Annotated in this window: 11 protein-coding genes; 6 read left to right on the top strand and 5 right to left on the bottom strand. The window is 39.9% G+C overall.

What is annotated here, in order from left to right:
• Positions 1-104: 104 nt before the first annotated feature.
• Positions 105-554 carry a nucleoside-diphosphate kinase gene (gene ndk, locus H6G32_RS09275; RefSeq protein WP_190457382.1) on the top strand — a complete coding sequence of 150 codons (450 nt, stop codon included), beginning with the start codon at positions 105-107 and terminating at the stop codon, positions 552-554.
• A gap of 89 nt (positions 555-643) precedes the next feature.
• On the opposite strand, the gene H6G32_RS09270 is transcribed toward ndk, so the two are convergent.
• On the bottom strand, positions 644-1,366 hold the full coding sequence (locus H6G32_RS09270) for a TerC family protein (RefSeq protein ID WP_190457380.1): 723 nt from the start codon (positions 1,364-1,366) through the stop codon (positions 644-646).
• Between the two features lie 942 nt (positions 1,367-2,308).
• Here H6G32_RS09270 and H6G32_RS09265 point away from each other — a divergent pair.
• From H6G32_RS09265 to H6G32_RS09250, 3 genes are all read left to right on the top strand, one after another.
• The gene (locus H6G32_RS09265) at positions 2,309-2,860 is read left to right on the top strand and encodes a glycosyltransferase family 39 protein (protein ID WP_190457378.1); all 552 of its coding nucleotides are present in this window, start codon (positions 2,309-2,311) and stop codon (positions 2,858-2,860) included.
• A 401-nt stretch (positions 2,861-3,261) separates the two neighbouring features.
• Positions 3,262-3,690 (top strand): hypothetical protein, encoded by a 429-nt coding sequence (locus tag H6G32_RS09255; RefSeq protein ID WP_190457374.1) that lies wholly within the window; start codon positions 3,262-3,264, stop codon positions 3,688-3,690.
• Positions 3,691-3,943: 253 nt separating this feature from the next.
• Positions 3,944-4,384, top strand: coding sequence for a GNAT family N-acetyltransferase (locus H6G32_RS09250; RefSeq protein WP_190457372.1), 441 nt, complete (start codon positions 3,944-3,946; stop codon positions 4,382-4,384).
• Between the two features lie 155 nt (positions 4,385-4,539).
• Here the strand turns inward: H6G32_RS09250 and H6G32_RS09245 are convergent, their stop codons facing one another.
• Together H6G32_RS09245 and H6G32_RS09240 are read right to left on the bottom strand one after the other, a co-directional pair.
• Positions 4,540-4,992 (bottom strand): hypothetical protein, encoded by a 453-nt coding sequence (locus tag H6G32_RS09245; protein WP_190457370.1) that lies wholly within the window; start codon positions 4,990-4,992, stop codon positions 4,540-4,542.
• Between the two features lie 68 nt (positions 4,993-5,060).
• On the bottom strand, positions 5,061-5,756 hold the full coding sequence (locus H6G32_RS09240) for a hypothetical protein (protein ID WP_190457368.1): 696 nt from the start codon (positions 5,754-5,756) through the stop codon (positions 5,061-5,063).
• 282 nt (positions 5,757-6,038) lie between these two features.
• On the opposite strand from H6G32_RS09240, the gene acs reads away from it, so the two are divergent.
• Together acs and H6G32_RS09230 are read left to right on the top strand one after the other, a co-directional pair.
• Positions 6,039-8,009, top strand: coding sequence for an acetate--CoA ligase (acs, locus tag H6G32_RS09235; protein WP_190457366.1), 1,971 nt, complete (start codon positions 6,039-6,041; stop codon positions 8,007-8,009).
• Between the two features lie 200 nt (positions 8,010-8,209).
• Positions 8,210-9,007: a hypothetical protein gene (locus H6G32_RS09230; protein ID WP_190457363.1), complete on the top strand. Its 798-nt coding sequence runs from the start codon at positions 8,210-8,212 to the stop codon at positions 9,005-9,007.
• 101 nt (positions 9,008-9,108) lie between these two features.
• Here H6G32_RS09230 and H6G32_RS09225 read toward each other — a convergent pair whose 3' ends face one another.
• The gene (locus H6G32_RS09225; RefSeq protein ID WP_190457359.1) at positions 9,109-9,960 is read right to left on the bottom strand and encodes an SDR family oxidoreductase; all 852 of its coding nucleotides are present in this window, start codon (positions 9,958-9,960) and stop codon (positions 9,109-9,111) included.
• A gap of 186 nt (positions 9,961-10,146) precedes the next feature.
• A complete protein-coding gene (locus H6G32_RS09220; RefSeq protein ID WP_190457358.1) occupies positions 10,147-11,430 on the bottom strand; it encodes an MFS transporter in 1,284 nt (427 codons plus the stop codon).
• Between the last annotated feature and the right edge of the window lie 38 nt (positions 11,431-11,468).

Here is an 11,468-nt window from a genome sequence, read left to right as displayed (position 1 = left end):
CGTCATTAGTCATTAGCTAGGAGTGCAAGATGCTTCAATTACTGGACTAAGGACAAAAGACAAAGGACTAATTCAAAAATTTTATTAAGTTTTGGGAAACAGCAATGGAACGCACATTTTTAGCAATTAAGCCTGATGGAGTACAACGGGGACTGGTAGCGGAAATTATCGGTCGCTTTGAAACTAAAGGCTTTACCCTCGTTGGCTTGAAGTTCTTGAAAGTCAGCCAGGAATTAGCACAAGAACACTATGGTGTTCACCGGGAAAGACCCTTTTTTGCTAGTTTGGTCGAATTTATCACTTCCGGTCCCGTGGTAGCGATGGTGTGGGAAGGTGATGGTGTAATTGCCTCTGCTAGAAAAATTATTGGGGCTACAAACCCCTTAACAGCAGAGCCAGGAACGATTCGGGGCGATTTGGGAATTAATATTGGGCGCAATCTGATTCACGGTTCTGATGCTCCAGAAACAGCACAAAAAGAAGTTGCTCTATGGTTTAAGGATGAAGAATTAGTCAGTTGGCAACCGCAATTAACACCTTGGTTGCACGAGTAATTTAGGCTAGGTGATGGGTAATGGGTAATGGGTAATGGGGAAAAAGGCAAGAGGAAAACATTCTTACCCATGACCCATTACCCACCTGCTTATTTCAACACTTCGGTTTTCTCTGGTTCTTCTGGGGCTAATTCAACGACAGTGCGTTTGGAAAATCCCCAGATGAAGATGAGGGCGATCGCACTAATCACAATCCATTCTGGCGGTACTAAATTATCGTTGATCACTTTCAACAACAGACGCAAGCCGACAAAAGCCACAGTAATGTAACCTGCATCCTCTAGGTTTTCATATTCATCTAACCAGCGAATGAACAATCCCGCCATGTACCGCAGTATGATAATGCCTAGTGTTGCCCCTGTAAGTACCAACCACTTTTCTTGAGAAACGGCGATCGCAGTTGTGACGCTATCTAAAGAAAATGCCAAATCTGTAAAGGCTAACACTGGTATTGCCTGCCACAGCGACTTAAACCGCGGCCCGTGATGGTGATTTTCCTCACCTTCGTCAGAAGTAAAGTGTTGGAATACTAGCCACAGCAGGTAACCAGCGCCCAATAGTTCAAATTGCCAATATGCTTGCACCCAAGTGGCTGTGAGAATCAGGCTGATTCGCAACACATAAGCAAAGACTAAACCAATGTTGAGGGCTTTATTCTCAAGTTCTTTGTCTTCCAGTCCTTGGGCGATAGCCGCGAGGGCGATCGCATTATCAGCAGATAGCACCGCCTCTAACATCACCAATATTAGCAGGACTATCAAGGCTTCAATGCTGAAATGAAAGTTCAGGTAATCAAAAATTCGGTCTAGCATCCAGGTTTCTCAAGCAGGAAAAATTAAAAATTAACAGGAGCGGAGATTTTTATATTAAAAATTACAATACATCCCTACTTTAATCTAGCTTAACGTGATTTTGGTGCATTCTGAAAGTAGTGGCATCCATACAGCTAAAAAATTTATGTATAAACTACTACTGAATATATTGGCAAGGGAATAAGCAAAAACATTAGGCGAATGGAATTCATCGACACATTTTATAATAATTGGTAAGAGTACACATAAATTAATAATGATGAAATATCGCACTGGGGGATTCTTGTTTAGGAGGGAAGTATGGGGTGCGCCCCAAGAGGGAATGGTGCAGTCTACCGTAGATACTAACTAAATAGTATAAATGTGCTAATACTTACATGAATTAACTCTAGCCTTAATAATTTTTTACATTTTTGAACGAGTCGCGGCAGTCCCTACCCTCAATGTACTTAAAAGCGTATGCCTCTACTTAATCAACCAAACCAATTACTTAATCAAAAGTACTAGGATTTAATCATAGAAAGTATTATTATTCTCCGAATAGAAAATATAAAATCTCAATAGATTGTTGGTTTATAGAAGTTTGTCAACTGATAACATTTGCCTTGATATATCAATCGCTACATCAAGTGCCAAGGGTTGGCCAGATGACAATCAAAAAAACCTTTGGTAGTCAAGCAGCCAAAAATTGGCCAATTAGGAATAGTGTTAGGGTTGGTATAACTAAGTGCCAACTCCCAAATAAAGTTCCGAATCAACTTCATTGTTTAGGCAATTCGCACTGTTTGTGACAATAGAACAGATTTTTTATGCTGAAAATAAAGCTTTTTTAGACGTAAAGTTCCGGCTTGTATTAGAGTCGGAACTTTTTCACTCTGAAAGCATATCTAAAATTTCAAGATTTGAAAGCTGTTTAAAACAATACTTTCCAGGGAGAAAGTAATGAATAACCTACAATCATTAACTCAGCCACAGCCCCCAACTTGGTTAAAAGCCTTGGTAATTTGCTTATTACTATTAGGAATTTTATTTCGGTTTGCTAATATTGGAGGGAAATTTTATTGGTATGATGAATCTTTCACTTCTTTAGCAATTTCAGGTCATACTCTCACTGAAGTTTTAGAAGATATACGTAGTCATCAGGAAATGTTTCCTATATCTGAATTTAATAAATTCACACAAATAACTGAAGGAAGGACTTTTGTTGATACTCTGAGATATTTGGCAACTTCAGATCCTCAACATCCACCTTTATACTATCTCATGGTGAGATTATGGTCACAATTGTTTGGTACTGATCCCGCAGAAGTCAGAAGTTTATCAGCCGTGATTAGTTTATTAATTTTTCCTAGTGCCTATTGGCTATGTTGGGAGTTATTTAATTCCCAACTTGTAGGATGGATAGTAATGGCTATTATGGCAGTTTCACCGTTAGATGTTTTCTATGCACAGGAAGCGCGTCAATATTGTTTGTGGATGGTATTTTATCCGTGATGGAAACAATTAATCAATCTAATAATCTTGTAATTCTCACTATTGAGAATAGTTCTGTTTTCAAAGTTACCTTGTCCTTAAGACATAGTTTGCCAGAGGACGGATACTTGTTACCTATTAAAAATCACCAAATTCCCATACTTCCACTAGAGCATAATAGTGTTTTCTTTATAGGTATTGATAATGATTTAATTACACAAATCAACAGCAGCAACAAGTATACTACCAAATCTATTAGCAGTGCTTTTCCAGTATGGCAAATTATCCGTAAGTATGATTAAATAAAGATAATGGACAATCAACCCTGATCTTTAGCTCGGTAATATCACCAGCAAAGTTTACTCACACTTTTCTCTACCACTCTTTATCCGACTAACTACTAGACACTAAGGAAATCTAATATGAATATTGGTAAGACTAAGTTGCATCCACAAAGATTACTTTTGTGTCTGGGTGTGGTTTGTGGGGTTTTGGGTGTGGTGAGTCCCGATACCGTATCTTCTCAAACTATTCCTGTACGCATTGTTAGGGTTACGGCTACGGGAGGTACTACTTTCAAGCTGCGAGATAGCTGGTATCAACAAGCATCTCAGATATCAAATGACAAAAAATGCTCTGTTAGACAAGGTGAGAAGTTTTTTGTCTCTTCTATTAGAAGAAGTATTAGTAATAGTCCGACACCTCCTAAAGGTAATAGTGAGCGCATCGGGGATTACTGGGAAGTAACATTTGAGCAACCGCTCTCATGCGATCAGCTAAGTGAAGGTAAGCCAACCTGGTTTGTTTATAAAAAACACATCCAAGAATTAAAAACTGTAGTTGTCCCTTAGTACCGCGCGGCGTAAATACGCCTACCTTTTGCAAGGGTGTAAACAAAAATTTCTGGCTCTTTCGTAATGGTAGGCTTGCTGGTGAGAACCTGTACTAGTAAAAGTTGAAATCATTACATAGCTTTTTTTATTTCACAATCTGTAATTAATGACAATTGCTGAAAAAAATCTGCGCTCATACAAGACATAAAGCACCATAAAAAATCAGAATTAATAATGGGTACTTTATTTTTTACTATTTAGGAGCAGCCAAATGATAGAAGAGTTAAACCTGGAAAATATTGATTCAGCTTTGGAGCTTTTTAAACAATATCAACAATTTTATCAAGTGCAGAATATTGATGAACAGAAAAATCGTCAACACCTAGCAAAAATAATGAAAAATGAAGACTTAGGTAAACTATTTCTTATACGAGAGGGGGATGTTTATATTGGATTTGCCACAATTTACTACTCATTTTCGAGTACTATTGCTGAACAAGTTGCTATATTGAACGATTTGTACGTAGTAGAAAATCTTCGTCGAAAAGGATTTGGACGACATTTGATAGAACATTGTATTAATTATCTGAAGACACGGGAAATAAGTATAATGAAATGGGTGACACACATTGACAACTTGACTGCACAAAAACTATACAATTATTATTGTACAGGAACTGAATGGCTGAGTTATTCTTATAAAGTTTTTTAGATTTTCTAAAAATCAAGCAGAATAAATTCACATCCAGTTAATTATAAAAAGTAAGCAATTGATTCAATATTCAAGCCTGATCAATATAACGAGATGAATCAATTTCCTCAGGCTTTATTTGAGTAGCCCCAGACTGAAGTCTGAGGGCTGAAATATCACAATATTTCTGCGAACTTTGCCAACAAATTATCTGCTAAATCCCAGAACTCGATATCATTTATTTGGGAATTTGTTTCATGGTTATTTCCTCCACCCATTAACAAATTTCGCACAGAACATCTCCGGAGATTTGCTTCAGTAATACTCCAGGATTCTTCTAGGTTTACTGCTAGCTCAAAAAGTGAACGTTCTCCTAAATTATGCCTAATTTTGACGGCTACAGCATCATCACTGACTAGAAATTCTTTGATAGAATCTAATGTAGAAGCACTTGTATTTTCATCACTTCCCCAAGTTTCTAACCAATCTCCATCTACATCTTCAACATAAAGATTGACAAAATCAAGCCCGTAGTTTAGCCATTCCTGCTGCATTTTGCGTGCGGCGGCTAAAGCTTCAGCAAATGTATCTAGTTGAGCGTTGCTGTTGACTTCTTTTTGATTAAGCATAAATGCTGTTTGGCGCGGGTTAAGGATGTAGAGTACAAGACCAATATTTCGATATCAAAGATTTGATATCATGTAGAAAAATTTAAATATTTTCCATCACCAAGATAATCACTGTTGTATAGTGTCAGGTTGACTAACTGGTTGATAAAGTTGTCATCTCCGGGGTTGTAACTTAAGAACATTCCTCGTTCTATTTCCCATAATTGGAGTGTGTTGTGCCAGTCTTGATACTTTTGACGATTAAATTCTTCGCCCACACTAGTAATTTGAATACACAGTGGTTTCTGTTGATGATTACTGATGATTAAATCAGTTGCCATAGAAAGGTCGGCAATATAGCGCTGCCAAAAACTCCCTCCACGACCGACAATATCTTGAGCTATTAATTTAATAATACCACCATCAACCTGATTAAATTCCCCTGCCATCATTTTTTTCTTCCAAATATAAAACTTGGAGTCGCTGGCATTTATCCACTTAGGAAACAGGTAACTGTACCAATATCTTTCGTTAGGTGTCATTTGCTCGAACTTTGATTGTTGTTCTACTTCGGAAGGTAGAGATTTTATTACCAGCCAAATTGTAGAATCCGTAATCACCTCTAGGAGGAAAGCTAGGACAAATGGTTTAGCAGTCAGTGAGCCTGGTTTGATATCTTTTACCCAGCGGTTGATTTGATCTAATCTTCTAGCTAAGTTCGGGTCTATCGAGGAGGCTTGCTCGATGAGTAACTTTAGCTTATCCTTAATTTCTTTTGCTTGCAAACTATGCCCTACTTTTCAGTAACTAACGCTGTTCTTACAAATTTATACCTATTCTCAGTATTTTTGTTGGACGGTGCTACCTGGAGATTAGCCGCTAGGCATCTAAGTTTTTGAGCCGCTATTCATGAGGAAGTCACGAAACAGATTACCGTTATAGGAGGAGCATTTTGTCGGGTTGAGATAACCGAGCTACTCCGCGCAGCTTAACGAAAATCTAAATACTGTCTGGTACAACTGGGCTAAAAACAGTCTTAAGTAACAATACCAATTGCACTCATAACCATGTCTGAACCAACTATAGAATCAATCCTACAAGAGAAGCGCCTATTCCATCCCACTACTCAATTTTCTCAAAATGCCTATGTTAGGAGTTTGGAAGACTATCAGCGCCTCTATGATCAAGCTAAAGAAGATCCTGAGCAATTCTGGGCGGATCTAGCGGAAATTGAGTTGCACTGGTTCCGAAATTGGGACAAGGTGCTAGACTGGCAACCACCTTTTGCTAAGTGGTTTGCTGGCGGTAAAATTAACATTTCTTACAATTGTCTTGACAGACATCTGACTACTTGGCGCAAGAATAAAGCGGCGCTGATTTGGGAAGGGGAACCAGGGGATTCGCGCACTCTGACTTATGCCCAACTGCACCGGGAGGTTTGCCAGTTCGCTAATGTGCTCAAGCAATTGGGGGTAAAAAAAGGCGATCGCATTGGGATTTATATGCCGATGATTCCCGAAGCGGCGATCGCCATGTTAGCCTGTGCCAGAATTGGCGCACCCCACAACGTTGTCTTCGGTGGTTTTAGTGCAGAAGCTTTGCGCGATCGCTTAATTGATGCTGAGGCTAAATTGGTGATCACCGCTGATGGTGGTTGGCGCAAAGATGCGATCGTCCCTCTCAAAGAACAAGTAGATAAAGCTTTAGCTGATGGCGCTGTTCCCAACATCAAAGATGTGTTAGTGGTGCAGCGAACAGGGCAAAAAACCCACATGCAACCAGGGCGAGATCATTGGTGGCACGATTTGCAAAAAGGCGTCTCTGCCCATTGTCCCGCCGAACCGATGGATAGTGAAGATATGCTGTTCATCCTCTACACATCTGGCAGTACAGGCAAACCAAAGGGGGTTGTCCATACAACTGCGGGTTATAACTTATATACCCATATCACCACCAAATGGATTTTTGACCTCCAAGAAACTGACATATATTGGTGTACTGCCGATGTAGGTTGGATTACAGGACATAGCTACATTGTCTACGGGCCTCTTTCTAATGGGGCAACCACCCTGATGTATGAAGGCGCGCCCCGTGCATCAAATCCCGGTTGTACCTGGGATATAATTGAAAAATACGGCGTTACTGTTTTTTATACTGCGCCTACGGCAATTCGGGCTTTTATTAAAATGGGCGAACACCATCCCAAAAAGCGCAACCTCTCTTCTCTGCGGTTGCTGGGAAGCGTCGGTGAACCGATTAACCCAGAAGCTTGGATGTGGTATCACCGAGTAATTGGCGGTGAACGCTGCCCAATTGTTGATACTTGGTGGCAAACAGAAACTGGGGGAATTATGATTACACCATTGCCGGGTGCGATCGCCACTAAACCCGGTTCCGCAACTCGTCCGTTCCCTGGAATTATCGCTGATGTCGTAGATTTAGAAGGCAACTCTTTACCCGACAACGAAGGCGGTTATTTAGCAGTGCGCCATCCTTGGCCAGGAATGATGCGGACAGTCTACAACGATCCTGAACGCTTCCGTCGCACCTACTGGGAGCATATCCCCCCTAAAGATGGCAAATTTATTTACTTTGCCGGCGATGGTGCCAGACGCGATGAGGACGGCTATTTCTGGGTGATGGGGCGCGTTGATGATGTGATGAATGTATCGGGGCACCGTCTGGGAACGATGGAAGTAGAATCAGCATTGGTGTCTCATCCAGCGGTTGCAGAAGCGGCGGTGGTGGGTAAACCGGATGAATTGAAGGGTGAGGAAGTATTTGCTTTTGTCACTCTAGAAGGCACTTATCAGCCGAGTGAGGAACTGAGTAAGGAGTTAAAGCAGCACGTTGTCAAGGAAATTGGTGCGATCGCCCGTCCGAGTGAGATTCGCTTTACTGACGCTTTGCCAAAAACGCGATCGGGTAAAATTATGCGGCGCTTGCTGCGGAATCTAGCAGCCGGTCAAGAGGTATCTGGTGATACTTCAACCTTAGAAGATCGCGGTGTTTTGGATAAGCTGCGGGAAGGAAATTAGGAGAGTCTCACGCAAAGGCGCAAAGACGCAAAGGTTTTTAGAGTCTTTGCGTCTTTTCTTGTAGCAAAATTAAGCTAAAATACTAAGTCTCTAGTTATACTAAGAAATCTAAGGCTGTTTAATAACTCCCAACTACGTTTATTTTTAGGGTTAATGCAAAACAGGAAGCGATCGCACTTCTGAAAGAGGCTTTAAATGAATTGGAATCACAAAAGGGTAGTGTTGCTTCAGGTGTTCAAAAACTCTTGCGTGTTGCTCGAATGCTCAATGAGGAGGAAATAGGAGTGTGGTGTGATATTCAGCTGGGTAAGCAAGATTATATAGACCTTCTTAGACATTATGTAAAAATTTTAAATTCTATAAAAGACAAAAACGATATATTAGCAAATGAAAAAATTTTGGCAGCTGAGATATTTCTAAACGACTCAGGATTAGAAGTTGGTTTACACATTGATCAGGATGATATTAATATCATATGTAATACGAAAAGTATTGGACTTTTGGGTATAAGTATAGTAGAAAATCAGTATACAGATTTAGCAAAAAATAAATCAGCAGATATATTACATGGATTAGGAAAGTCGCTGATTCAGCCATATTTATCAGAAAGAATAAACCATGTACGAAGAAAAGCTCAAGAAAAAGCTATCTACCTCCTTAATAAATATGTATACACAGAAGCACCACAAACAACCTTTGATTTTCTCAAAGAAGAAGTTGATGATAAACTTCTAGACTTAAATCCTGAACTAGCAGAAAAGCTCATGATTGCTTTGAAGTCTGTCTCTAGTGAAAATTCAGAAGAATGGTCACACGCTTTAACTTCTTGTAGACGACTTATTGAAGGACTTGCAGATGAGCTTTTTCCAGCACTTGATCATGAAATAAATGGTAGGAAAGTAGGTCAACCACAATATATAAATAGACTTCGGGCTTTTATGGACAAAGCTATAGAAAGCGATTCTAATAAAGATTTAGCTAGGGCTCATGTTGATTAATTGTGGAAAAATTCTGTTAAGCGAACATTAAGCATATTTTATATTTTTTTGATGCGTCAGGGGACGCATCCTACGGTTATTTCCAGAAACAGTATTTATGATTACTTTGGCAATATTCCCAGCTTCTTTCCAATGAGTTTATCCAACAGACGATCAGGTAACATCTTGGGAATTACCCAGTTCATAATTGAATTCGGTACCAGAGAATATCGAGTTTTAGGCTTGGGAGTCTCAAAGACTTTTCTGATGAATTTTCCCACCTCTTCAAGAGAGTATCCAGCTTTGCCTAGCTTAAACAAATATTTTTGACCAAAATTTGTTGCTTCTGCATAATCTGTTTCAGCATACTCGCTGAAATCTTGGGCAGATTCTTTATCCCAAATGGGAGTATTGACTGCACCGGGGGCAATGATAATGACATCAATTCCATAAAGCTGAAGTTCTCTCCGTAGACTATGAGAAATTCCCTCAATCGCGTGTTTACTTCCTGCATAAGCACCGATGAATGGAAAAGCTATTTTGCCGCCAACCGAACTGATATTGATGATTCTTCCTGGTTGATGTTTTGTATTTTTTATAGCTCCCAGTAACGGTAAAAATGCTTGAGTAACGGCAATCTGACCAATGACATTCACCTCAAACTGTAACCGAATTTCCTTAAGAGATTGATGCATTAACGGGCCACTTGTCGCTATTCCAGCATTATTAATCAGCCCAGATAAACCGCTTTCACCCACTATCGCTTCCACCGATAAAGCTGCTTGTTGGATAGCTTGCTGATTAGTTACGTCAAATAGTAGTGGCGTAAATTTGCTACCAAATTCAGCCCTGAGTCGTTCAGCATCTGCTTCGTTACGCACACTACCAAATACGTGATACCCACTGTTTACAAATTCTTTTGCCGCCCCATAACCAATGCCTGAAGAAGCTCCGGTAATTACGATAGAGTTCATGTTGAAAGTTTCTCTTGACTTAACTCTTACTGTATACTCCAGATTCAAGGAATAGCCATGTTAATTAGTGAACTTGCAGAGAAACCTGGTTTCTAAGTGGTAGGGCAGGATTTCGTCCTTGTGATGTTTTGCACCTATATTAGGTACAGTATTAGCCCAGTTTAATTTGGATTTATCTACGGTTATTTACCCAGCAGATTTACCGCTGGTTAAAATTCCCTTTTGTTCATAAATTCGACGAACAATTTGCCTTAAATTAGGCAATTGTTTGTGAAACATAATCGACCCTAAGATACAAGCTATCCCATCAATAATTAATGTATTGGTAGTGCCGATGTAATTTGCTAAAACGCCTCCCCATAAATTACCCAAGGGGATCATTCCCAAAAATGCCATTCCATATAAGCTCATCACTCTTCCGCGTTTATCATCTTCAATAATGGTTTGCAAAATTGTGTTACCAGAGGCAAATTGGAGGATTGTTCCTAAGCCAACAACTAACATTGTGCCTAAAGAAAGTGGTAAGAAGCGGGATAAAGAAAAGCCAATCAACCCAATTCCTAAAGTTGCTGGAGCAAATGCTAATACTTTACCTAGTCCTACTACTGTTTGTCGCGTAGCTAAATAAATGCTTCCTGCTAAAGCTCCCACTCCTGATGCTGCCATCAAATAACCCTGGGCTTCTGGCCCACTATTGAGAACTTTGTCAGCAAATATCGGGATAAAAATCATGTACTGCATACCCATAAAACTGACTAAAGCTGATAGCAATAATATAGAGCGAATGGGTGGAGACTTAAATGAGTAAACAAATCCCTCCTTGATTTTTTGCCAGACATTACCGCTAGTGACGGGGATTTGCGATTCCTGAATTTTCATCGCTAATAAAGAAGCAATTACGGCGATATAACTGAGTCCATCAATTAAAAAACAGTAACCTACTCCAATGCCAGCTATCAGTAACCCCCCAATTGCCGGGCCAATTAACCGTGCACCATTGAACATCGTTGAGTTGATGGCGATCGCGTTGGCTAAATCATCTCTGCGCTCGATCAGTTCTGGTACAAATGCTTGCCTCGCTGGTGCATCTAAGGCATTAATAAATCCTTGTAACAAGCTTAAAACGATGATGTGCCAGACTTGAATGACCCCCGTCAACGCTAGCCCAGCCAGCAATAAGGATTGAATCATCGCCAATATTTGTGTAGCGATTAAGGTACGATACCGAGAAAATCGATCCACAAATACCCCACCAAAAGGAGCGAGAAAGAAGCTAGGAATTTGACTGGTAAATCCCACAATTCCCAGCATTAAGGGAGATTTTGTTAAGTGATAAACTAGCCAAATTGTGGCAAGTTGTGTCATCCACGTTCCAATCAGGGATATACCTTGTCCAGCAAAAAATAGTCGGTAGTTTCTTGATCTAAATGCAGGTAATATTTGCTGCTTTGGAGTTGTTTCTGTGTTCATATATTTGGTAATGGTAAATGGTATTGTCCATGTATTTT

Source organism: Cylindrospermum sp. FACHB-282 (assembly GCF_014697195.1).
Taxonomy (GTDB): domain Bacteria; phylum Cyanobacteriota; class Cyanobacteriia; order Cyanobacteriales; family Nostocaceae; genus Cylindrospermum.
This window is presented reverse-complemented; position numbering and strand designations above follow the sequence as displayed.